The sequence below is a fragment of the Vibrio sp. SCSIO 43097 genome, from assembly GCF_023650755.1.
GTDB lineage: Bacteria > Pseudomonadota > Gammaproteobacteria > Enterobacterales > Vibrionaceae > Vibrio > Vibrio alginolyticus.
This window is the reverse complement of record NZ_CP071840.1, coordinates 614,197-638,400: the sequence shown is the minus strand read 5'-3', so window position 1 is coordinate 638,400 and position 24,204 is coordinate 614,197. Positions and strand designations below refer to the sequence as shown.

18 protein-coding genes and 10 tRNA genes are annotated in these 24,204 nt (G+C 45.5%); 1 reads left to right on the top strand and 27 read right to left on the bottom strand.

The window, feature by feature from the left end; genetic code table 11:
* Nucleotides 1-36 precede the first annotated feature (36 nt).
* The 25 genes from luxS to pncC form a co-directional block, all read right to left on the bottom strand.
* Complete coding sequence (gene luxS, locus J4N40_RS03125) at nucleotides 37-555, bottom strand: S-ribosylhomocysteine lyase (RefSeq protein WP_017820391.1); 519 nt, start codon at nucleotides 553-555, stop codon at nucleotides 37-39.
* A gap of 84 nt (nucleotides 556-639) precedes the next feature.
* Nucleotides 640-1,245 carry a transglycosylase SLT domain-containing protein gene (locus J4N40_RS03120; protein WP_171343190.1) on the bottom strand — a complete coding sequence of 202 codons (606 nt, stop codon included), beginning with the start codon at nucleotides 1,243-1,245 and terminating at the stop codon, nucleotides 640-642.
* 23 nt (nucleotides 1,246-1,268) lie between these two features.
* The gene (gshA, locus tag J4N40_RS03115; protein WP_115386284.1) at nucleotides 1,269-2,837 is read right to left on the bottom strand and encodes a glutamate--cysteine ligase; all 1,569 of its coding nucleotides are present in this window, start codon (nucleotides 2,835-2,837) and stop codon (nucleotides 1,269-1,271) included.
* Nucleotides 2,838-2,993: 156 nt separating this feature from the next.
* The gene (locus J4N40_RS03110; RefSeq protein WP_017820389.1) at nucleotides 2,994-5,837 is read right to left on the bottom strand and encodes a M16 family metallopeptidase; all 2,844 of its coding nucleotides are present in this window, start codon (nucleotides 5,835-5,837) and stop codon (nucleotides 2,994-2,996) included.
* 9 nt (nucleotides 5,838-5,846) lie between these two features.
* A complete protein-coding gene (locus J4N40_RS03105) occupies nucleotides 5,847-6,308 on the bottom strand; it encodes a YqaA family protein (protein ID WP_005379938.1) in 462 nt (153 codons plus the stop codon).
* Nucleotides 6,302-7,252 carry an NADP-dependent oxidoreductase gene (locus J4N40_RS03100; protein ID WP_213972465.1) on the bottom strand — a complete coding sequence of 317 codons (951 nt, stop codon included), beginning with the start codon at nucleotides 7,250-7,252 and terminating at the stop codon, nucleotides 6,302-6,304. The genes J4N40_RS03105 and J4N40_RS03100 overlap by 7 nt, the downstream gene beginning before the upstream one ends.
* Before the next feature lie 123 nt (nucleotides 7,253-7,375).
* Nucleotides 7,376-8,506 (bottom strand): sodium ion-translocating decarboxylase subunit beta, encoded by a 1,131-nt coding sequence (locus J4N40_RS03095; RefSeq protein ID WP_005379935.1) that lies wholly within the window; start codon nucleotides 8,504-8,506, stop codon nucleotides 7,376-7,378.
* A 9-nt stretch (nucleotides 8,507-8,515) separates the two neighbouring features.
* Entirely contained in the window at nucleotides 8,516-10,300 is a 1,785-nt protein-coding gene (gene oadA / locus J4N40_RS03090) for a sodium-extruding oxaloacetate decarboxylase subunit alpha (RefSeq protein WP_104979686.1), read from the bottom strand.
* Between the two features lie 31 nt (nucleotides 10,301-10,331).
* Complete coding sequence (locus J4N40_RS03085) at nucleotides 10,332-10,589, bottom strand: oxaloacetate decarboxylase subunit gamma (RefSeq protein WP_005379932.1); 258 nt, start codon at nucleotides 10,587-10,589, stop codon at nucleotides 10,332-10,334.
* 553 nt (nucleotides 10,590-11,142) lie between these two features.
* A tRNA-Arg gene (locus tag J4N40_RS03080) sits at nucleotides 11,143-11,219 on the bottom strand.
* Between the two features lie 52 nt (nucleotides 11,220-11,271).
* Nucleotides 11,272-11,348, bottom strand: a tRNA-Arg gene (locus J4N40_RS03075).
* Between the two features lie 52 nt (nucleotides 11,349-11,400).
* Nucleotides 11,401-11,477: transfer RNA gene (locus tag J4N40_RS03070), tRNA-Arg, on the bottom strand.
* A 52-nt stretch (nucleotides 11,478-11,529) separates the two neighbouring features.
* Nucleotides 11,530-11,606 (bottom strand) — tRNA-Arg (locus J4N40_RS03065).
* A 53-nt stretch (nucleotides 11,607-11,659) separates the two neighbouring features.
* A tRNA-Arg gene (locus tag J4N40_RS03060) sits at nucleotides 11,660-11,736 on the bottom strand.
* A 52-nt stretch (nucleotides 11,737-11,788) separates the two neighbouring features.
* A tRNA-Arg gene (locus J4N40_RS03055) sits at nucleotides 11,789-11,865 on the bottom strand.
* Nucleotides 11,866-11,920: 55 nt separating this feature from the next.
* A tRNA-Arg gene (locus J4N40_RS03050) sits at nucleotides 11,921-11,997 on the bottom strand.
* A gap of 85 nt (nucleotides 11,998-12,082) precedes the next feature.
* Nucleotides 12,083-12,174 (bottom strand) — tRNA-Ser (locus tag J4N40_RS03045).
* A 29-nt stretch (nucleotides 12,175-12,203) separates the two neighbouring features.
* Nucleotides 12,204-12,280 (bottom strand) — tRNA-Arg (locus tag J4N40_RS03040).
* Nucleotides 12,281-12,311: 31 nt separating this feature from the next.
* Nucleotides 12,312-12,403 (bottom strand) — tRNA-Ser (locus tag J4N40_RS03035).
* A gap of 334 nt (nucleotides 12,404-12,737) precedes the next feature.
* Nucleotides 12,738-12,935 carry a carbon storage regulator CsrA gene (gene csrA, locus J4N40_RS03030; RefSeq protein ID WP_004415691.1) on the bottom strand — a complete coding sequence of 66 codons (198 nt, stop codon included), beginning with the start codon at nucleotides 12,933-12,935 and terminating at the stop codon, nucleotides 12,738-12,740.
* A gap of 92 nt (nucleotides 12,936-13,027) precedes the next feature.
* Nucleotides 13,028-14,215, bottom strand: a complete 1,188-nt coding sequence (locus J4N40_RS03025) for an aspartate kinase (protein WP_005383803.1) — start codon at nucleotides 14,213-14,215, stop codon at nucleotides 13,028-13,030.
* A 212-nt stretch (nucleotides 14,216-14,427) separates the two neighbouring features.
* The gene (gene alaS / locus J4N40_RS03020; protein WP_005383801.1) at nucleotides 14,428-17,010 is read right to left on the bottom strand and encodes an alanine--tRNA ligase; all 2,583 of its coding nucleotides are present in this window, start codon (nucleotides 17,008-17,010) and stop codon (nucleotides 14,428-14,430) included.
* Nucleotides 17,011-17,152: 142 nt separating this feature from the next.
* Nucleotides 17,153-17,620: a recombination regulator RecX gene (gene recX / locus J4N40_RS03015; protein WP_017633543.1), complete on the bottom strand. Its 468-nt coding sequence runs from the start codon at nucleotides 17,618-17,620 to the stop codon at nucleotides 17,153-17,155.
* Nucleotides 17,621-17,747: 127 nt separating this feature from the next.
* Nucleotides 17,748-18,791: a recombinase RecA gene (gene recA / locus J4N40_RS03010; RefSeq protein ID WP_005380874.1), complete on the bottom strand. Its 1,044-nt coding sequence runs from the start codon at nucleotides 18,789-18,791 to the stop codon at nucleotides 17,748-17,750.
* A 200-nt stretch (nucleotides 18,792-18,991) separates the two neighbouring features.
* On the bottom strand, nucleotides 18,992-19,474 hold the full coding sequence (pncC, locus tag J4N40_RS03005; protein WP_017633544.1) for a nicotinamide-nucleotide amidase: 483 nt from the start codon (nucleotides 19,472-19,474) through the stop codon (nucleotides 18,992-18,994).
* A gap of 84 nt (nucleotides 19,475-19,558) precedes the next feature.
* Here pncC and mutS point away from each other — a divergent pair, with 84 nt between their 5' ends.
* Nucleotides 19,559-22,120: a DNA mismatch repair protein MutS gene (gene mutS, locus J4N40_RS03000; RefSeq protein WP_064354301.1), complete on the top strand. Its 2,562-nt coding sequence runs from the start codon at nucleotides 19,559-19,561 to the stop codon at nucleotides 22,118-22,120.
* An 82-nt stretch (nucleotides 22,121-22,202) separates the two neighbouring features.
* Here the strand turns inward: mutS and rpoS are convergent, their stop codons facing one another.
* Both rpoS and J4N40_RS02990 read right to left on the bottom strand, forming a co-directional pair.
* Nucleotides 22,203-23,189: an RNA polymerase sigma factor RpoS gene (rpoS, locus tag J4N40_RS02995; protein WP_005380887.1), complete on the bottom strand. Its 987-nt coding sequence runs from the start codon at nucleotides 23,187-23,189 to the stop codon at nucleotides 22,203-22,205.
* Between the two features lie 80 nt (nucleotides 23,190-23,269).
* Nucleotides 23,270-24,193, bottom strand: a complete 924-nt coding sequence (locus tag J4N40_RS02990; RefSeq protein ID WP_250654365.1) for a peptidoglycan DD-metalloendopeptidase family protein — start codon at nucleotides 24,191-24,193, stop codon at nucleotides 23,270-23,272.
* Nucleotides 24,194-24,204 lie beyond the last annotated feature (11 nt).

Sequence of the window (24,204 nt, the reverse complement as noted above, 5' to 3'; positions counted from 1 at the left end):
TTTACTTATTGGGGCAATATGCTTCTTAATGAGCACCTAGTCGATGCGCAACTCTTTTAACATCGACTCAGGCAAAGCAAGTTCATCATTTTTGTTCACCGAAACACCAGCATCCAAAATGTTCTTTGCGATCTGTTGTGCTTCTTTTAAAGAGTGCATTGCTGCCGTGCCGCATTGGTATTCGTTAAGTTCAGGGATCTTATTCTGACTTTCTACCTTCAGCACGTCTTCCATTGCTGCAATCCAAGCATCTGCGACTTGCTGCTCTGATGGTGTGCCAATCAGGCTCATGTAAAAACCTGTGCGGCAACCCATAGGCGAAATATCGATGATCTCAACAGAATCACCGTTTAGGTGATTACGCATAAAGCCTGCATAAAGGTGCTCTAGGGTGTGAATACCTTTTTCAGAAAGAATGTCTTTGTTTGGCGCAGTAAAGCGTAAGTCGAAAACAGTAATCGTATCCCCTTTTGGGGTCTGCATGGTTTTCGCCACTCGTACAGCGGGTGCATTCATACGAGTGTGGTCCACGGTAAAACTATCGAGTAAAGGCATTACATCTCTCCTGATTGTAACTCCAGTACCTTTCGGTAATGGATAAATGTCATTCATCCCTACAGCACATGAACAGACTGTGGGCTAAAAGAACCAGCTGCTGTTGTCTTCTAATTCCTGACGACATTGCTTCAGCTGCCAGCCATAAGTTTTCGCTGTTTGTTCAACACGTCGAGCGACTTTGATTAAACTAGGCTTTCGATTATAAGTACCTCGCTTATACCCACCTCGCCCTTCATGATAAGCCAGATACTGGTTATAGGGATCCCATAATGAAATCCCTAGCTGACGCCGTGTTTCATGAGTGTACCAACCGACAAACATCATAGAATCATCGAAGTTGGTACGAGAGCCACCCTGACCTGTCGCATCTTGGAAGTCTTCCCAAGCAGGGTCTTGAGCTTGAGCGTAACCATACGCACTGCTGACTCGTCCCCAAGGAATAAACCCTAGCAAATAATCTTTAGGTGGTTTTGCATCGTGCCGAAAGCTGCTTTCTTGTTTAATGATGGCCATAGCGACATGAATAGGGGTACCCCATTCATCTTCCATATCTTTGGCATCATCGTACCAACCGGATTTCTCTCGGAATATCTCGCATAAGTTATTCTGCTGCTTTGGCGGTGCCGTAGCACAACCTGCAAGTAACACGCTTCCAAGTACCGCTACTACTAACGACTTAATGTTCAACCCCACCAATCCTTAGTTAGTCATTACTGCTTCAGGTAAGCAAAGTAATCTTCCAAAAAATCATCAAAAGAAAGCATGTCACTCTGCTCTGCTTGCTTTTGTTTTTCCACGGACGACGCAACTTCCGTTTCCATCGTATCTTGTGAATAGTACTGATAACCGTGAGCTAGGTTTTCATCACGGTACTTCATACCAAGAGTACAACCGACTTTACCTAGCCCACCCAGCTCTTTCGTTAGCTCTAATAGTTGACCAGAGATCGTTAGTTCTGGGTTATCAATCCATGTCTCGAGTTGATTACACACATCTTGGTATGCACTGCCACCAGCGGTCATATCCATTTGCTGTGCTATTTGACGTAACTCGACGAAAACTCGGTGTGCCCAATCTTGTAGAGATAGACGTTCACCTTGACAACCAATTTGCAGCATTAGACCTTTTTCACGGCCAGAAACAATGACTTTATTCCAGTTATCGCGCCAACACTCTAATTCACAGTTATCCATAGGGTCTGAGTCTGACAAGGCCGCCCAGGTAAGGAAGAGATCCAAGAATCGTACTTGATCTTCATTTAAGCCCACTGCGCTGAATGGGTTAACATCTAGAGAACGAACTTCAATGTATTCGACACCACCGCGTCGTAACGCATCTGAAGGCTTCTCACCACTTTTCGATACACGTTTTGGACGAATCGGAGCGTACAGTTCATTCTCAATTTGTAAGATATTGGAATTAAGCTGGCGGTATTCACCATCCACTTTTACCCCAATTTTCGCAAACTCTTCTGATGGGTGGCGAATCGCATCACTCAAACCATCGAGGTATTGGTCAATGCTGTTAAAACCAATTTTCAGCACACTTTGCGCACTATTGGTATAGCCAAGATCGCTCAAACGCAAAGACGTCGACTTCGGCAAATATAATGTCCCGCCAATCTTCTCGAATGGCAGATCGGTTTCACGACCTTGAATAAAAGAGCCACATAACGCTGGTGATGCACCAAAGAAGTAGGGAATCATCCAGCCAAAGCGGTAGTAATTACGGATCAACGCAAAGTACGTATCAGACTTAGCATCTTGGCGGGCTTGTTCATCTTGCTCGCCATAGAGCGCATCCCAAAATGTTTCAGGAAACGAGAAGTTAAAGTGGACACCTGAAATAATTTGCATCAGGCTGCCATAACGACGCTTTAGGCCTTCTCGGTACAACGTTTTCATTTTCGCTGCATTCGAAGAGCCATACTGGGCTAACTGAATATCATCCTCTGAGCCTACGTAGCAAGGCATTGATAGTGGCCACATTTTCTCTTCACCCATTTTGGTTTGAGTGAAATGATGGATATCTTTCAGCTGTGCCATCAGTTCTGGAATTTCATGTGACACAGGCGTAATGAACTCTAACAATGATTCCGAAAAATCCGTTGTGATCCATTGATTTGTGAACGCAGAGCCTAACCCTTCAGGATGAGGAGTTGTAGCTAGATGTCCATCCTGACGATAGCGCAAAGTTTCTCGCTCAACACCGCGTCCAAACTGCTTAAATACTTCGGGGTTTGATGCAACTTTTTTTAGTCGCGCAGCAAAATCAGTCAAAATGAGGTTCGCTTATATTGGGAGCAGGACACTTGTTACATAACACAAGTGTAAGCTAAGTTATTGATAGTTAATGCATCTAGATAAATAACCCACGAAAAGTTGCTTATCTAGATGAATAGCGGAGAAACGTTTCTCCGCTATTAAATGTGTACTCTATCGAATGATTTCAAGCTCTTCTACGTCTTTCCCCAACTTTTCTAATTGAGGACGCAACGATTTAGCATCACCAACGACGATAATTTGATAGTCATTTGGATCAAACCATTTCTGAGCCAGCGCATTCAACGTCTGCTTATCGACTTTTTCTACGATAGCGTTTCTTTGCTGCAAGTAATCATGATCGAGGTTGTACTTAAGAATATCACTGATGAGCTCCGCTTTTTGTGTTGGCGTTTCATATTTCAGTGCATCTTTTTGACCGACCGCTTGACGCATAAATTTCATCTCTTCATCAGTAATACCTGACTGCGAGTATTCATTTAGCTCATTTTCCATCTCAATGATCGAAGCAACCGTTGCATCCGCTCGTACTTGCGCGGTGAAAACCACCGAGCCTGTTTCTGGATTGCCAGAGAAATATCCGTAAGCACCGTATGTGTAACCCTTGTCTTCACGTAGATTTTGGTTAATGCGGCTATTGAAGTTCCCAGCTAAGTTGAAGTTTGCCAGTTGGCTTAGGTAAAAATCGCCCGTTGCGTCGTAAGGCATACCTTGACGAACCATCATGACCACACTTTGCGGCGCTCCTGGTTTATCAACAAGATGGATCTTTTGCTCACCTAATGCAGCAATGCTTTGCGGTGCATACAATGGCGCAGCTTCATCTTGCCAGTTTTTCCAGAACGTCAGTTGCTGCTCAATTTCCTGTTTATTGATGTCACCAACAACGACGATTTGCGCACTTTGTGGCGTGTAATGCTTCGAGTAGAATTCACGGACATCATCCAACGTTAATGCACTGACACCTGCTTGCGTGCCGTCTTTTGGTCGAGCAAAAACCGAATCCCCATAGAGCACCTGGCGACTCGCTTGTGACGCCATCCAACTTGGATTTTGGTGCTCATATACCAGGCCTTCTAGCGCTTGCATTTTTACACGCTCGAAATCATCTTGATTAAATGCAGGAGACAGCAACATCTCTTCGACAATTTTTAACGTCGGCTCTAAGTTCTTTTCTAGAGCAGAAACACTGATGTTTGTTGTATAACCTGTGGCATTAACAGAGATAACACTACCCAGTTTATCAAGCTCAGCTTGAATCTCTTCGACACTGCGTTTCGTTGTACCTTCTTGCAACATCGCAGCGGTCAATTGGGCAAGACCTTCTTTACCCTTTTCAACAAAACGTGTCCCGGCAGGTAGACTAAATTGCATCATCACCGTCGGCGTTTCATCGCTAACTGCACCAAGCAGCTCCGAGCCATTCTTGAAATGTAACTCGTACAGCTCTGGCATCGTCGCTTTCACTGGTTCTCCTACTGGCGGTTGCACTGAGCGATCGAAGTTATCGGTCGCACGACGATACGCCAATTGGTCATCGGAAATTTTTTCATATTCTGGCAGCGTACGCTTTGGCGTCACAAAGGTCGCAGGTTTTACGACAAGGTCTGTTTTTCCTTTTGGGACCACGCTTAGGGTCACTTTGTTCTTACCTTGGATAAAGTCCGTATACGCTTTTTCTACCGAAGTCGGCGTAACTGCACGGATTTGCTCAAGCTGTTGCTCAAGACGATCAGGATCGCCGAAAAATGTCTCGTTGGAAGCCAACTGAGTCACTTTACCTTTAACGCTTTCTAGCGCAAAAATAGCATCCGCTTCCGCTTTACCCTTCAACTGCTCAAGGCGATCCTCTGTCACGCCTTTTTCCGCAAACTGATTCAGTGATTGTAAAAGCTCGTCGTACAGTTTTGATAGGTCGCCTTTGTCTCCAGAATCACCCATTGCGTAAACGTAAAAGTTACACGCCAGTTCAGCACAGTCATGGAATGAACCAGCATCGACCGCTTTTTGAGTCTTCACTAGGTCTTGATAGAGCACGCTGTTGGTACCGCCACCCAATACTTCTGATAACGTGTCGAGAGACGCTTGGCTTTCTTCGCCGTTGTAGGTTGTTGGCCACGCGATCATCACCATAGGTTGTTGAATACGATCTTCTAGCGTGATGTATTTGTCTTCTTGCAGTTTTGCAGGTTGTTTCGGCGCATTTTCAACCTCAGGACCACGAGGAATCGAACCGAAGTACTTATTTACCCACTCTAGAGTTTGTTCAACGTCTAAGTCACCACCGATCGTGATAGTCGCATTGTTTGGGCCATACCAACGCAAGAAAAACGCTTTGAGGTCGTTCACATCAACACGATCAAGATCTTCAACATAACCAATGGTTTGCCACGAATACGGATGACCTTCAGGATATAGCGCTTCGGACATGCGCTCCCAAATTAAGCCATAAGGACGATTATCGTAACGCTGAGCTCGCTCATTTTTTACAGTCGAACGCTGAATTTCAAATTTGCGTTGAGAAACCGCATCCAACAAAAAGCCCATACGGTCAGACTCTAACCACAGCATTTTCTCGAGCTGGTTAGCAGGGACAGTTTCAAAGTAGTTAGTACGATCGCGGTTTGTTGTACCATTTAACGTGCCGCCAGCCTCTGTGATGATTCTGAAGTGCTCTTGGTCACCAACGTTCTCTGAACCTTGGAACATCATGTGCTCAAAGAAATGCGCAAAACCAGACTTACCCACTTCTTCACGAGCTGAACCAACATGGTAAGTCACATCCACATGGACCAATGGGTCAGAATCTTCAGGAGCTAAGATCACCGTTAAACCATTATCGAGTTTATACTTTTGGTATGGAATCTTAACTTTGCCTTCTTCAGCTTTCGATGACTCAACGAAAGTTACCCCTTTCGGCAGTGATGAAACTGGCGTATTTGATGCACAGCCCGTGATCACCAACAGTGAACACGCGCCAACCCAAAACATCTTCATGTACTTTCCTTAAAATAATCCGAGATAGATGGCCGCAAGTAAGCTATACCTAGCAGCCTTTCCTAAAAATATTAAAATCACGCAAGGCAGAAACTTCATTCTTAGCCACCCTGCGGCTAAACACAGCGGGTCTCCTATTACAGGTAACCAGCTAAAAAATAACCCCCAATAGCCATACTTAGAGAGCCACTTTAATGCGGTATGACCGTGCTTTTCCTCTTGTGCTTTGTTGGGAATCCACAAGCCAAGCCAATAATTTGTTAAGCCACCAAGCGTATTACCGATAGTAGCGACCATAACAATTGAAGAAACGGAGTATTGATTTAATGAGAGAGTGGCAACTAAGCCCGCCTCAGAACCACCAGGCAACAACGTGGCACTGAGAAAACCGGTCATGAAAAGCACCCATAATGCTGAATCTGAAAACCAAAGCGCTAAACTTTCAAAACTCGTGTTAAATGCTTCTAGCATGTCATATCAAGCAACACCTTGCCTCTGGTTCTTCCTGATTCGACCTGCTGGTGAGCACCAATGACATCACTCATAGGATAAACCTGTTGAATTTCAGTCTTCAGTAAGCCAACGCCGACCATGTACAACAAGGTATCTAACTGCGCAGGATCTGGTTCAACCAACATGCCACTAGCCTCAAAGCCTAGGAGTTTGGCTTTTTCACAAATCAGCTCAGCTGTGATGGTTGGAACGGTGATGACTCTCGCATTGTCTTTCAAGCATTTAAGCGCATCTAACGCAGAATCTCCGCCTACTAAATCAATCAAAACATCAACATCTTCCACACGTTCTGACACTGGTGCAAATTGATAGTTCACTGCATGAGCACCGAGCGTCGCAAGGTAGTCTAGATTTCGTTCACTGCAGGTTGTAAAGACTTCCGCTTTCGTCGCGATCGCAATTTGTACCGCGAGGTGTCCAACACCACCGGCTCCAGCGAGGATAAGTACGCGATCGTTTTCCGTCACATTAGCCTTACTGAGAGCTTGTGCCGCAGTTTGTCCCGCCAACGGTAATGCAGCAGCTGCCTCTAAAGTGACAGAGCTAGGAACATGACTTAACTCAGTTTCTGGAACACATATGTATTGACTGTATCCACCGCCTCGAACTGGGAAACCAATAAATCCAGCCACCTCATCACCTTCATTAAAGCGTGATGCCCCCTCTCCACAAGACATCACTTTTCCTGAGATGTCGTAACCTGGCACCCAAGGTAAATTATCCTTATTCTGCGCTGCCGCCCAACCGAGCCCAGCTCGAGTTTTGACATCAATAGGATTTACGCCTGAAAAAGCGACTTTTACTAAGACTTCACCAGGCTGTGGTGATGGTGTAGAAGCATGTTGAATCGCGAGTACGTTGGCATCACCAAACTCAGTGATAACGATCTGTTTGTGTTCCATAAACCATTCCCTGCAAGAAAACAAAAAGGGATGCGAAAGCATCCCTTTGACTATAAACCATTTTGTTAACCTAAGTTAATCGTGATTTTGTAAATTGGTTGATCATTCCATTTTCAATAATGTCTAACCAACAAGTGCTAACAATATACCAGCCGCAACGGCTGAACCCAGCACACCAGCAACGTTTGGTCCCATCGCATGCATTAACAAGAAGTTTTGCGGGTTAGCTTGTAAACCAACTTTGTTTACGACTCGCGCGGCCATTGGTACCGCAGAAACGCCAGCCGCACCAATAAGTGGGTTGATGTCTTCTTTCGAGAACTTGTTAAGCAGTTTCGCCATCAGGACGCCCGCACCAGTACCGATACTAAATGCAACTGCGCCTAACCCCAAGATACCTAACGTTTCTAGGTTCAAGAACTGCTCAGCTTGCAGCTTAGAACCAACACCAAGACCTAAAAAGATAGTCACTATGTTGATCAATTCATTTTGAGCAGTTTTCGATAAACGATCGACCACACCAGCTTCACGCATCAAGTTACCCAAACAGAACATACCAACCAATGGCGTAGCTGAAGGTAAGAACAGAATCGTCATCAGTAATACAGCAAGCGGGAAGATGACTTTCTCCCATTTACCAACATGACGAAGCTGAGCCATCTTAATTTGACGCTCTTCCTTGGTTGTCAGTGCTTTCATGATTGGTGGCTGGATAATCGGCACCAATGCCATATAGCTGTATGCCGCGACTGCAATCGCACCTAGCAGATCTGGAGAGAGCTTACTCGCTAAGAAAATCGCTGTCGGCCCATCAGCACCACCGATGATCGCGATAGACGAAGCATCTGCCATGGAGAACTCCATGCCAGGTACATAGTTGAGCAAAATAGCGCCAAACAGTGTTGCAAAAATACCAAACTGCGCAGCCGCACCTAACCACAACGTTTTTGGGTTTGCGATCAAAGCACCAAAGTCGGTCATCGCGCCCACACCCATGAAGATCAATAGCGGGAACACACCCGATTCAATCCCAATGTAGTAAACGTAGTAGAGCAAGCCACCAGGCTCAGTAAAGCCAGCATTTGGAATATTCGCCAAAATAGCACCGAAACCAATCGGCAATAACAGTAAAGGTTCAAATCCTTTTTTAATTGCCAAAAACAGCAAAGTACAACCAACCAGCATCATACAGATTTGGCCGAACTCGAAGTTAGCGATCCCTGTTTCTGCCCAAAGGGTTAACAATCCGTCCATGATACTCCCTTACGCTAGGCTCAACAGAGGCGCACCTACTGTGACAGCATCGCCTTCTTTAACGTTCAGCTCTTGAACCACACCACCACGCGCCGCTCGTACTTCAGTTTCCATTTTCATCGCTTCAAGGATGAGCAATACATCGCCTTCAGCTACCTCAGCACCAGGCTGAACATTCACTTTGAAGATGTTACCTGCAAGAGGAGCAGGCACCGCTTCAGCTGAAGCATTAGAAGGTGTGCTAGGTGTAGCCGATTTTGCCGGTGCATTAGAAGGAGCAACAGATGTCAGTTCACCTTGAGGGCCAACTTCCACCTCATACACCTGCCCGTCAACACGTACACTATAAGTTTCTACACCACCAGTTGCTGGTTGAGCTGCAGGTACAGCAGGCTTCGCAGCTTCTAGCGTTGGTGCTGGCTCAAATGCTTCTGGGTTTTCACGATTCTTAAGGAACTTAAGCCCAACTTGAGGGAAAAGTGCATAAGTGAGTACGTCATCAACACGCTCACTTGCTAGCTTAATGCCTTCTGATTTCGCTTTCTCCATCAGATCAACCGTAAGCGTCTCCATTTCAGGCTCAAGTAAATCGGCAGGACGACAGCTAATTGGCTCTTTACCATCAAGCACTTTCGCTTGCAGTTCTGCATTTAACTCGGCTGGCGCTTGACCGTACTCACCTTTCAATAGGCCAGCGGTTTCCTTGGTAATACTCTTATAGCGCTCGCCAGTAAGAACGTTAATCACCGCTTGCGTACCGACGATCTGTGAAGTTGGAGTCACCAATGGAATGAAACCAAGATCTTTACGTACACGAGGGATCTCTTCTAATACTTCATCAATGCGATCCGCAGCGCCCTGCTCTTTCAACTGGCCTTCCATATTGGTCAACATACCACCAGGCACTTGGGCAATCAGGATGCGTGAATCGACTCCTTTTAACTGGCCTTCCCACTTCGCATACTTCTTACGTACCTCACGGAAATATGCGGCGATAGGTTCCAGTTGCTCGAGTTTCAAATTGGTATCTCGCTCGGTGCCTTCTAGCATAGCGACTACCGTTTCAGTCGGTGTATGGCCGTAGGTACAACTCATTGAAGAAATCGCAGTATCAAGAATATCAATACCGGCTTCTACTGCTTTTACCGCTGTTGCTGTAGACAGCCCCGTTGTTGCATGACAATGAAGTGCCAATGGCACATCACAAGACGCTTTGATACGCGTGATAAGCTCTTCCGCTTCATAAGGCTTAAGTAAGCCAGACATATCTTTAATACACAGCGAATGACAACCTAAATCCTCTAGGCGTTTTGCCAAGTCAACCCAAGTGTCTGCGTTATGCACTGGGCTCGTTGTGTAAGACAACGTACCTTGAGCATGCGCACCAACATCAACCGTTGCTTTCACGGCTTTCTGGAAGTTTCGCACGTCATTCATTGCATCAAAAATACGGAATACATCCATGCCGTTAGCATGCGCGCGTTCAACAAACTTTTCTACTACGTCGTCGGCATAATGGCGGTATCCTAAAAGGTTTTGACCACGCAGTAGCATTTGCATTGGTGTATTAGGCATCGCTTTTTTTAGTTCACGTAAACGCTCCCAAGGGTCTTCCCCTAAGAATCGAATACAAGAATCAAATGTTGCACCACCCCAAGTCTCTAGAGACCAGTAACCAACCTTATCCAACTCAGCTGCGATAGGCAGCATATCCTCAATACGCATACGCGTAGCAAATAGTGATTGATGGGCATCACGAAGGACCACATCAGTAATAGCTAGTGGTTTAGACATGCTCTTAAACTCCTTTTTAATCCTAGTTCGGCTACTTCGCGAATGAGGCGCGATGTTTATGAATCGCAGCCGAGATCGCCGCCACTACTTGTGGACTAACAGCTGAAGAGGTTGATTGAATATTAGTGTTTGTTTTTGGTGCTGCGATCGGCTCTGGTACTTCTTCTGGTACCAATTTCGACATTAACCGAACGAGATAAACAAGAATAGTGAGGAAAATAAATACGACCGCCATCCCCGTTAGCATCAGGGTGGCCGCATCTACTAGCAGGCTTCCTATATTAGTCATGTTGCTTCCTTTCTTTGTCATCCTGACAACGTGCAGGACTTTAATAGTGTCAAATCCCGACCCATGGATTATCTCGATTGGTTAAATTTTGTCAATTTTGTTTAAGGAAGGTTTGTAGTAATCCTGATAAATGATTATTTATTCACTACCCAGATCACAGTTCATGACAAAATAATCACTTCAAATCGCTATCACCTTACGAACAGAGTAAAGGAGGACATAAATAAAAACTGCGATTTAGATTTCAAAATCAAATCGGGACTCACGAAGTAAAAACCAACAAAAACAAAAAGATGAACAAAATTAACAATCAATAAACAAATAACAAACAAAGTGACTACATGAGAGTAATTGAAATGAAAAATGGAAGTCAGTGTATAGGAGGGATAATCAGGATGATTTCACACGATGCGACAGAAGCTTGATAGCAAATTGCTTAGATACGCACATATTCGCTTTTAAAAAAGAGGAACATAGGCTCTAGTGATCCTACGCCATATTCCAGATGTCTAGATACAAAAAAGCCTCGCAATTGCGAGGCTTTTTCAATAAGTGGCGCGTCCTGGAGGATTCGAACCTCCGACCGCCTGGTTCGTAGCCAGGTACTCTATCCAGCTGAGCTAAGGACGCGCAGTTTTCGATATCGAATTTCATCAATATCAGGGCATTACCCTTTAATAAGTGGCGCGTCCTGGAGGATTCGAACCTCCGACCGCCTGGTTCGTAGCCAGGTACTCTATCCAGCTGAGCTAAGGACGCGCAGTTTTCGATATCGACTTTCGTCAACATCAGGGCATTACCCTTTAATAAGTGGCGCGTCCTGGAGGATTCGAACCTCCGACCGCCTGGTTCGTAGCCAGGTACTCTATCCAGCTGAGCTAAGGACGCGCAGTTTTCGATATCGACTTTCGTCAACATCAGGGCATTACCCTTTAATAAGTGGCGCGTCCTGGAGGATTCGAACCTCCGACCGCCTGGTTCGTAGCCAGGTACTCTATCCAGCTGAGCTAAGGACGCGCAAGTTTTCGATATCGACTTTCGTAAACATCAGGGCATTACCCTTTAATAAGTGGCGCGTCCTGGAGGATTCGAACCTCCGACCGCCTGGTTCGTAGCCAGGTACTCTATCCAGCTGAGCTAAGGACGCGCAGTTTTCGATATCGAATTTCATCAACATCAGGGCATTACCCTTTAATAAGTGGCGCGTTCTGGAGGATTCGAACCTCCGACCGCCTGGTTCGTAGCCAGGTACTCTATCCAGCTGAGCTAAGGACGCGCAATAATCTTATTTTACTTTGTATAACCCGTTTATCAAACGAATTATTAAATAGTGGCGCGTCCTGGAGGATTCGAACCTCCGACCGCCTGGTTCGTAGCCAGGTACTCTATCCAGCTGAGCTAAGGACGCGCAGATCTTCTTGCTAAGAAGTTGTGAAGTAAATCACATTCATTTCTTACGAAACAAAAAAAAGGCCATCGGGCCAGTCAATGAATGGCGGTGAAGGAGGGATTCGAACCCTCGATACGGGATAAACCGTATACTCCCTTAGCAGGGGAGCGCCTTCAGCCTCTCGGCCACCTCACCGTTTTCATTGTTATATCTCAAAAGAGATATGGCGCGTCCTGGAGGATTCGAACCTCCGACCGCCTGGTTCGTAGCCAGGTACTCTATCCAGCTGAGCTAAGGACGCACTTTTTGTTGATAAATCAACGTTGCAAGAATGGCGGTGAAGGAGGGATTCGAACCCTCGATACGGGATAAACCGTATACTCCCTTAGCAGGGGAGCGCCTTCAGCCTCTCGGCCACCTCACCGTCTTGCGGAGGCACATATTACGTTTTACCGAAAATATGTCAAACACTTTCTTTGAAAAAATCTACGAAACTGGCTTAACCGTTGCTGATTTAATCAAAGTGACTATTAAACGAACTTTATCACTCTATTATGATGAAAAAAAGAGAGTCTTCTCTGAAAAAAAGACATTTATTTTCAAATAACTTTCTGAAGTTCGAATCAATATTATTGATGAATTCACAGCCATACTCAACACAATAGTTTCTGCAAATTTTCAAAAACAGTAAAAACTAAAAAGGCCAACCCTTCGGTTAGCCTTTTTCATTCAAACTAAGCTCTGTAAACAGGAGCGACTTAGTAGTTACCTGAAGCAACGTTGCCATTGCCTTTTTCAGCTTGAATGCGCATGTAGATTTCTTCACGGTGAACTGAAACCTCTTTCGGAGCGTTAACGCCGATACGCACTTGGTTACCTTTAACACCTAGTACAGTTACAGTCACTTCATCACCAATCATCAGTGTTTCGCCTACGCGGCGAGTCAAAATTAGCATTCTTTGCTCCTTGAGTAATCTCTAAATTTTCTTGCTACAAAGCTATTATCCAACAAAAGTTATATTTTCGTAAACTACCTTGTTAGCGAAAATCAGCCTAAAAAGGCATGTTTTTGTTGAATGTTTAATGCTTCACTAGACGTAATGTAAGCATCATGCAGAATGTTTGCTGCTGTATCCACACATTCGGGTGCTAAAACTAGCATCATAGTGAGTGCATTCGTTGCGCTGAAATTGATCTCAATATCTCGCTTTGCCAACAAATCGCATGCGTGCTCTACCATTCCATTGGCCTCAAGCCCCACTGCGGTCAACAGGCTTACCACTTCACTATTACGGATTTTGTCGCTGAACACCAGATCGAACTTGGCACATGCATCTTGTTTTATCATGATACCTGCCCGTTCTGTTTCCTCGATCACATTCCAAATGTCGATACCCAACATCTGACATTGTTTTGTAGCACTAGATAAATGTTCTTTATCGACTTCGATTATGGCAAGGTCACGTTGAATGGCTATACCAGAGACGGCTTGATTGCCTAACTCCCCCTTTACCAGACTGCCTTCATTAACATCAAATGTCGAAAGCACGCGCAGTGGCACATTATTCTTCCATGCAAATTGCACTGAAGGTAAATGTAATACTTTCGCGCCTCGGCTTGCCATCGCTTCCATGGAAGGAAAATCGATAACCGCCAATTTTCGCGCGTTTTTCACTACACGTGGGTCACAAGTATAAATACCATCAACGTCGGTAAAGATTTGACACTCATCAGCGCGCAATGCGCCTGCCAGTGCCACTGCGCTCGTATCTGAGCCACCTCGACCTAATGTGGTGATATCCCCGTTCTCATTCACACCTTGAAAGCCTGCAACAATCACGATTTGGTCTTGCTCAAGCAATCCCAGAATTGTCTTAGTATCAATGTGTTTAATCGTTGCGTCATTGTGTTGATTATCCGTCACAATATTCGCCTGTGCTCCGGTAAGCGAGCGTGCAGCATGACCCAATTTATTGAGTGTCATTGCTAACAGTGCCATTGACACTTGCTCACCAGCAGAGAGCAAAACATCAAGTTCTCGAGCTGTAGGCACGCTATCTATCTGTTTAGCGAGGTCCATCAGTCTGTTTGTTTCGCCTGACATTGCAGACACGACAACAACAACTTGATTGCCATCATTTTTCGCCTTAATGATGTGTTCAGCAACTTGGTGGATTCTTTCAATTGAACCCACTGAGGTTCCGCCAAACTTTTGCACGATAAGGGGCTTTTTCACCAGTCTTCACCTTCCCAAGACCGAAGTCTCTTTAGAACTGCTTACATCGTCAGTATTTCCTTTTAGAAAAATTATATAAGCAGTAGTTACAACAAAAACCAAATAGCCTAAATGACTCGGTTAACTTTTGGTCAATTAAACCACTTGGCTGCTAAAAAAAATTACGCTCAATCAAAGAAACTTGATTGAGCGTAATTTTAGTAGTTAAAAGCTTATAAGCGCTCTTCTAACCAAGGCTGAACTGTTTTAATTGCCTCTGGTAGTGCGGCTACATCAGTACCACCAGCTTGAGCCATGTCAGGACGACCACCGCCCTTACCACCGACTTGCTCAGCAATCATCTTAACTAGATCACCAGCTTTTACTTTACCAGTTAGATCTTTAGTCACACCAGCAATCAGGCCAACCTTGTCACCTGTTACGTTAGCAAGCAGTACGACACCAGACCCCATTTGGTTCTTGATGTCATCAACCATAGTACGTAGGTTCTTGCTGTCAGCGCCTTCAAGAGCTGCGACTAGAACTTTTGTACCATTGACTTCAACCGCTTTGCCCATGATGTTAGCGCTTTCTGCTGCCGCCATCTTATCTTTTAGCTTCTGCACTTCTTTCTCTAGCGCTTTTGCTTTCTGTGCAGATTCTGCCAGTTTCTCTTCATACTTCGCGTTTTGAGCTTCAATCGCGTCTAATGCAGCCTCGCCTGTTACCGCCTCAATACGTCGAATACCTGCAGCAATGCCGCTTTCTGAAGTGATTTTGAATAGGCCAATATCACCTGTGCTTGATGCGTGAATACCACCGCAAAGCTCTGTCGAGAAGTCACCCATAGACAGTACGCGTACTTCGTCATCGTACTTCTCGCCGAATAGAGCCATTGCGCCTTTCTTCTTAGCTGACTCAATGTCCATCACGTTGGTTTCAATCGTGTGGTTGCGACGAATTTGCGCGTTAACTAGACGCTCAACTTCTTTCAGTTCTGCTGCAGTTACGGCTTCTAGATGCGAGAAGTCGAAACGTAGGTTGTCTGCCTTCACCAATGAGCCTTTCTGCGTTACGTGCTCACCTAAAACTTGGCGTAGTGCTGCGTGTAGCAAGTGCGTTGCTGAGTGGTTTAGAGAGATAGCTGCGCGACGCTCTGCGTCAACGATAGTTGCTACTTCATCACCTTTCGCTAGAACGCCTTCTGCCATTACACCGTGGTGCGCGATTGCGTTACCTAGTTTTTGAGTGTCCTCAACGTGGAATACACCAGACTCAGTACGGATTTCACCAGCGTCACCACACTGACCGCCTGACTCTGCGTAGAATGGCGTTTCACCAAGTACGATGATTGCTTTGTCGCCCGCAGATAGTGAATCTACTTCGTTGCCTTCAACGAACATCGCAGCTACAGAGCTAGAGCCTTTAGTAGCTGTGTAACCACAGAATTCTGTTTGCGTATCAACTTTGATTGCTGCGTTGTAGTCAGTACCAAAGTTACCCGCTTCACGCGCACGTTGACGCTGCTCTTCCATCGCTTTCTCGAAACCTTCTTCGTCGATTGCGAATTCACGCTCACGTGCTACGTCGTTAGTTAAGTCAGCTGGGAAGCCGTAAGTATCGTAAAGTTTAAATACGGTTTCGCCGTCCAGTACTTTACCGTCTAGGTTATCTAGTGCTTCGTTTAGAATCGCCATACCGCGCTCAAGTGTACGACCAAAGTTTTCTTCTTCGATACGCAGTACTTTTTCAACCACAGCTTGTTGACGCTTCAGCTCTTCACCAGCCGTACCCATGATGTCAGCTAGAACGCCAACCAACTTGTGGAAGAATGCACCTTGTGCGCCCAGCTTGTTACCGTGACGAACTGCACGACGGATGATACGGCGTAATACGTAACCACGACCTTCGTTTGAAGGCATAACGCCATCCACGATCAGGAATGAACATGAACGGATGTGGTCAGCGATAACGCGTAGTGATTGGTTTGATAGGTCTTCGTAACCGATCACTTCTGCTGCTGCTTTGATAAGAGCTTGGAACACATCGATTTCGTAGTTTGAGTGAACGCCCTGCATGATTGCAGAGATACGCTCGATACCCATACCAGTATCTACCGATGGTTTTGGTAGCGGTTCCATAGTGCCGTCTGCGTGACGGTTGAACTGCATGAATACGTTGTTCCAGATCTCGATGAAACGGTCACCATCTTCTTCAGGCGTGCCAGGACGGCCACCCCAGATGTGCTCACCGTGATCGTAGAAGATTTCAGTACATGGACCACAAGGGCCAGTGTCGCCCATTTGCCAGAAGTTATCAGACTCATACGGCTTGCCGCCTTCTTTATCACCAATGCGAACAATACGATCAGCGGGCACGCCAACTTTCTTGTTCCAGATGTCAAACGCTTCGTCATCGGTTTCGTAAACAGTTACCAATAAACGATCCGCTGGCAGTTTAAGAACTTCGGTTAGGAATTCCCAAGCAAAGGAGATCGCATCTTCTTTGAAGTAATCGCCAAAGCTGAAGTTGCCTAACATTTCAAAGAATGTGTGGTGACGAGCAGTGAAGCCAACATTTTCTAGGTCGTTATGTTTACCACCTGCACGTACGCAACGCTGAGCCGTAGTCGCTCGAGTGTAGGCTCGTTTTTCTAAGCCTAAGAAACAATCTTTAAATTGGTTCATACCTGCGTTTGTGAACAGCAGGGTTGGGTCGTTATGTGGAACTAACGATGAACTTTCTACGATTTGGTGTCCTTTGCTCTCAAAGAACTTGAGGAACGCGTTACGAACCTCATCAGTGCTCATGTACATGCAGCTCTTCCTGAAAATAGTCGAGTTAGAATTTTGCCGTATTGTAGATCATGCAAACAGCTGAGACTAGTTTTCTTGAGGAAAAGAGGGAGTAGGAGAAAAAATTTGAAGCAAAACAAAAATCAGTGCGAACGACTGACCGTTAATCTTCGTCCTCAAAGCTCAGCGCGTAGCTGATTTGGTCAAAACTGTAGCCACGATATTGCAGAAAACGAACTTGTTTTGCGTACTCTTTTTGGTCTTTGGCTTTAATACCTTTGAATTTCTTTTCTGCCGCCTGTTTAGCCAGTTCAAACCAATCTTGCGGCTCTTCAGCCATAGCTTGCTCAATCACCGATTCCGCAACACGCTTCTGGTTTAACTCTTGACGAATTCGACGCTCTCCATGTCCTTTGTATACATGCTGTCTAATTTGACTCTTCGCGTAACGTAAATCATCTAAATAGTTATGGTCTAGGCAAAAATTAATTGCGATGTCGATGTCTGATTCTTCATAGCCCTTCATCGATAATTTTTGGTAAAGCTCATACTGACCATGATCGCGACGGCTAAGCAATTGGATAGCTGCCTCTTTGCTCGATAATGTTGGCGCCTGGCGTTTTTGGTACATGATGATCCTAAAAGTATTTTTGCTGTACAGGCTCTCAATGGCCTTTGTGATAATTCGATTTTTGATTTCAATAGATACAACAAAGCCCCGCATTGCAGGGCTTTGTCATTTATTAATCTATGAGAGATTAAAACTCTTCAGCTTGCTCTGGCGCTTCACCAGCTTCAGGCGCTTCCGCAAGTGCTGGCGCTAGCAACATTTCACGCAGTTTTGTATCGATAGTTTTAGCCACTTCAGGATGCTCACGCAGGTAGTTACACGCATTCGCTTTACCTTGACCAATCTTATCGCCATTGTAGCTATACCAAGCACCGGCTTTTTCAACTAACTTGTGCTTCACACCTAGATCGACAAGTTCACCTTCGCGGTTAAAGCCTTGGCCGTACATGATTTGTGTGTTTGCTTCTTTAAATGGTGCTGCAATCTTATTCTTAACAACTTTGATGCGCGTTTCGTTACCTACGACTTCGTCACCTTCTTTGATTGCGCCAGTACGACGGATATCTAGACGAACAGAAGCGTAGAACTTAAGTGCGTTACCACCTGTTGTTGTTTCTGGGTTACCAAACATCACACCAATCTTCATACGGATTTGGTTGATGAAGATACACATACAGTTAGACTGCTTTAGGTTACCCGTTAGCTTACGCATTGCTTGAGAAAGCATACGTGCTTGCAGACCCATGTGGCTATCGCCCATTTCGCCTTCGATTTCTGCTTTCGGTGTTAGCGCTGCAACAGAGTCGACAACCATAACATCGATAGCACCAGAACGTGCAAGTGCGTCACAGATCTCTAGCGCTTGCTCACCTGTGTCTGGCTGAGAAACCAGCAATGCATCGATATCTACGCCAAGTTTCTTCGCGTATACAGGATCTAGAGCGTGCTCTGCATCGATAAACGCACACGTTTTGCCTTCACGTTGCGCAGCAGCAATAAGCTCAAGGGTTAATGTTGTTTTACCTGAAGATTCTGGGCCGTAGATTTCTACGATACGACCCATTGGTAGACCACCAGCACCCAAAGCGATATCAAGAGAAAGAGAACCCGTTGAGATGGTTTCTACGTCCATTGCGCGGTTATCACCAAGGCGCATGATAGAGCCTTTACCGAATTGCTTTTCAATTTGACCTAGCGCAGCGGCGAGCGCTTTCTGTTTGTTCTCGTCCATTACTTTCTCCGATTTATTCATCTTCTTTGGGCGACGAATAGTAATTCATTTTTCTTAAGCAGAAGAACTGCTCAGCAATGAAAGTTATTATACTGTTGATTCATACAGTGTCCATACCTGTATGAAAAAAATTTGGCTGACCTAAAGTCGTGATTTGCTCTAGCCCTTATCAATGCTGGGCTAAAACAATTTAAGAAATTCTAGAGTAGATGTTGATACAATTGAGTCAGCGCATGCTCGACCGCTTTTTTGCGAACTTCTGCACGGTCACCAGTAAAATGCATGGTTTCGACTTGCTGCCAACTTTGGTTATCAGCAAAAGCAAAGCAGACCATGCCGACTGGTTTCTCTTCACTGCCACCACCCGGCCCTGCAATACCACTGATGGACACACCGATGGTCGCATTGGAGTTTTTAATTGCACCCTGCACCATTTCAATCACAACTGGCTCACTCACTGCACCATGCGCTTCTAACGTTGAAGCTTGCACACCAAGCATCTCCATTTTCGCTTCATTACTGTAGGTGACAAACGCACGGTCAAGCCACGCTGAACTACCAGCAATGTCAGTAATGGCGGTTGCAACACCACCACCAGTGCATGATTCTGCGGTCGTTAAAAGATGCCCGTGTTTAGCCAATAATGCGCCTAAATCGGCACTCAATTTTGTTGTTTTTTCCATAGCCAAAATGCCCTTTGTCTCTTTTTACTTGATAGGGATTCACGTATCCTAAGCCGCTACGGAAATAAACAAAAGAACTTACCTGTGAAAGCTGAACAAAAACACACTCCGATGATGCAGCAATACCTCAAGCTAAAAGCTGAGAACCCAGAGATTTTGCTGTTCTACCGCATGGGCGATTTCTACGAACTCTTTTACGATGATGCCAAGCGAGCTTCTCAGCTTCTTGATATTTCATTGACCAAACGTGGTGCGTCTGCAGGTGAACCTATCCCAATGGCGGGTGTGCCATTTCACGCCGTAGAGGGCTACCTGGCAAAACTTGTTCAGCTTGGTGAGTCTGTGGCGATCTGTGAACAGATTGGCGATCCGGCCACCAGCAAGGGCCCAGTAGAACGTAAAGTTGTGCGTATCGTGACACCAGGTACAGTGACGGATGAGGCGCTGCTTTCTGAGCGTGTCGATAACTTAATCGCAGCAATTTACCATCACAACGGTAAGTTCGGTTATGCGACGCTGGATGTCACCTCTGGTCGCTTCCAACTGACAGAACCAGAAACTGAAGAAGCGATGACAGCCGAGCTTCAACGTACCGCACCACGTGAGCTACTGTTCCCAGAAGATTTTGAACCTGTACATTTAATGGCGAGCCGCAATGGTAACCGTCGTCGCCCAGTCTGGGAGTTTGAGCTTGATACGGCTAAGCAACAACTCAATCAACAATTTGGCACAAAAGATCTGGTTGGTTTTGGTGTAGAACATGCGTCCTTAGGGTTATGTGCTGCTGGTTGTTTGATCCAGTACGTAAAAGATACTCAACGTACGGCTTTACCTCATATTCGCTCTTTAACGTTTGATCATCAGGATCAATCCGTCATCCTTGATGCTGCTACCCGACGTAATCTGGAAATTACTCAAAATCTAGCAGGCGGAACCGATAACACGCTCGCTGCAGTACTCGACCATTGTGCAACTCCGATGGGCAGCCGAATGCTGAAGCGTTGGTTGCATCAGCCTATGCGTTGCATTGAAACGTTAAACAATCGCCTTGATGCGATTGGTGAGATTAAAGAACAAGCTCTGTTTGCTGATCTTCAACCAACGTTAAAGCAAATTGGTGATATTGAACGTATCTTAGCGCGCCTTGCATTACGCTCTGCTCGCCCTCGCGATATGGCTAGACTTCGCAATGCCATGCAACAGCTACCAGAGCTAGAATCTGTCACCGCTTCTTTGACCCATCCGTACCTAACGAAATTGGCGAAGTATGCAGCTCCGATTGACGAAGTATGTGACCTGTTAGAGCGCGCGATTAAAGAAAATCCGCCGGTTGTTATTCGTGATGGTGGCGTCATCGCTGAAGGCTACAATGCGGAGCTCGATGAATGGCGAAAATTGGCAGACGGTGCAACAGAATATCTTGAGCAGCTTGAGCGAGATGAGCGTGAACGACACGGTATCGATACGCTTAAAGTAGGCTACAACAACGTTCATGGCTTCTTTATCCAAGTAAGCCGTGGCCAGAGCCATTTGGTTCCACCGCATTATGTACGTCGCCAAACACTCAAAAACGCTGAACGCTACATCATCCCAGAGCTTAAGGAACACGAAGACAAAGTACTTAACTCGAAATCTAAAGCGTTAGCACTTGAGAAACAGTTGTGGGAAGAACTGTTTGATCTATTGATGCCAAACCTTGAGAAGCTGCAAAACCTAGCTTCTGCCCTGTCTCAACTGGATGTATTACAAAACCTAGCAGAGCGTGCAGATTCGTTAGATTACTGCCGCCCAACGCTTGTGAAAGACGCAGGAATTCACATTCAAGCTGGTCGTCATCCAGTCGTAGAACAAGTAACAACAGAGCCGTTCATCGCGAACCCAATTGAGCTTAACCCAGCCCGTAAGATGTTGATCATCACCGGTCCAAACATGGGTGGTAAATCAACCTACATGCGTCAAACTGCGCTGATTGCATTGATGGCACATATCGGCTCTTATGTACCGGCAGAATCCGCACAGATTGGTTCTTTAGATCGTATATTTACTCGTATTGGTGCGTCAGATGATCTTGCATCTGGCCGCTCGACCTTCATGGTAGAAATGACCGAAACAGCCAATATTCTTCACAACGCAACTAAGAACAGTTTGGTGCTAATGGATGAAATCGGACGCGGTACTAGTACTTACGACGGTCTCTCTTTAGCTTGGGCAAGTGCGGAATGGCTCGCAACACAAATTGGTGCGATGACCCTATTTGCAACTCACTACTTCGAATTAACAGAGTTACCGAACCAACTGCCAAGCTTAGCGAACGTTCACTTGGATGCCGTAGAACATGGAGACAGCATTGCCTTTATGCACGCAGTTCAAGAAGGTGCGGCAAGTAAGTCTTACGGCTTGGCTGTTGCGGGCTTAGCTGGCGTACCAAAAACGGTCATCAAAAATGCGCGTAACAAGCTATCTCAGCTAGAGCAACTGGGGCAAAACAGTGACACACCGCGTCCAAGTGCAGTAGATGTGGCTAACCAGTTGAGCCTGATTCCAGAGCCTAGCGAGGTCGAACAAGCTCTGTCAGGTATTGATCCTGACGACTTAACGCCACGCCAAGCTCTTGAAGAGCTGTATCGCTTGAAAAGGATGCTGTAAATAGACTCACACCAAGGAGCAAAAAAGAAAAAAGGCTATGGGGAACCATAGCCTTTTGTGTATCTAGTGAAATACGGATTATTTAATCGTCTTCTACGTTAAACAAGTTTTCCATATTCAAACCTTGTTTGATTAGGACTTCACGAAGACGACGTAAACCTTCCACTTGTATTTGACGTACTCGCTCACGTGTCAGACCAATCTCTCGACCAACTTCTTCCAGCGTCGAAGGCTCATAGCCTAGTAGGCCGAAGCGTCGTGCAAGCACTTCTTTCTGTTTCGGATTCAACTCTTCTAACCAATGAATCAACGATGATTTGATGTCGTCATCTTGAGTCGAAACTTCTGGATCAGAGTTGTTTGCATCAGGAATAATATCCAGCAGCGCTTTCTCACCGTCACCACCGATTGGCGTGTCGACAGAGCTAATACGCTCATTAAGGCGTAACATTTTGCTTACGTCTTCGACTGGAATATCTAATTGAGCAGCAATTTCCTCTGCGGTCGGTTCGTGATCGAGCTTTTGAGAAAGTTCACGCGCAGTACGCAGATAAATGTTCAGCTCTTTCACTACATGGATAGGTAGACGGATCGTGCGAGTTTGGTTCATCAACGCTCGCTCTATCGTTTGTCGGATCCACCACGTTGCGTAAGTAGAGAAACGGAAACCACGTTCTGGGTCGAATTTTTCGACCGCTCGGATCAAGCCGAGGTTACCTTCTTCAATCAGATCAAGTAGTGCTAGACCACGGTTACTGTATCGACGAGAAATCTTAACAACCAAACGTAGGTTACTTTCGATCATACGTTTGCGTGCCGCTTCGTCGCCACGTAGGGCGCGTCTTGCGTAAAGCACTTCTTCTTCGGCAGTAAGTAAAGGTGAGAAGCCAATTTCGCCCAAATACAACTGAGTTGCATCTAAGCTTTTACTGCTCGCGTCAAATTCTTCACGCGCAGTCGCTTTGCTTTCTGTGGATGATGATCTTTCGAGTTCGTTATCAATGGTCTTCACTGACGCATTGTCAAATGCAAACTCTTCAACTTTGGTTACTGTGTTGCTGATACTCATAACGCCTCCCCCTGGCGAGTTAGCAAGACATGACAACTCAATATGTCGCTAAATGATGTCGCAAGTTGTTTTTCAAAGTTTTAAGGCAAATAGCGTTTTGGATTCACTGATTTACCTTGATAGCGAATTTCAAAGTGTAGTTTGACCGACTTTGCACCTGAACTACCCATGGTGGCGATTTTTTGTCCGCTTTTTACGCTTTGTCCTTCTGTGACCAGCAGTTTGTCATTATGTGCGTATGCGCTTAAATAATTGTCGTTATGCTTTACTATAATTAAGTTGCCATAACCTCGTAGCGCATTGCCTGAATAAACGACTGTGCCGGCTGCGGTTGAAACGATAGGTTGACCACGCTGTCCTGCGATGTCGATACCTTTATTTCCCTGTTCTCCCGCCGAAAAGTTCTTGATTACTATCCCTTTTGTTGGCCACAACCACTTTGAGACTTTATCACTCTTTGCTGTGGTAGTTGGCGCTTTTTGCTTCACTTTTTGGTTATCTTTTGAACCAACATACTCCTTTGTTTTCGATTGTTCAACCTTCTTTGGAGGCTGTTTTTGTACGACTTTAGGCTTAGTCTCTGTAGGTTTTTGACTAGAGTTTTTACTCGAAGGTTTGGGTTTAGAGGCTGTTGATGTTTTCGTCACTGGAGCTGGGGGTGTCGTAACAACAGGAGCCACAACGGGTTCAACTTTTTGACCATATTTAGGGGCGACATATTTCGGAGCCCAAAGTTTTAGCCTCTGTCCTGGGTAGATAGTGTAAGGCTGAGTTAACTCATTGTAACGAACAAGATCATTTACATCTTTATCTGTGACATAAGCTATGAAGTAAAGTGTATCGCCTTTTTTTACCTCATAATAACTCCCTCTGTAACTCCCTCTTTCAAGGCTTGAATAGTCTTTTTTTAGGCTAGAGACAGGTGCAGGGGAATGCGCTGCACAACCAACTAGTCCTGCAGCAAACACAAAGCTAATACCAATATGACGTAGTAACTTATTCACCTATCCCTAAC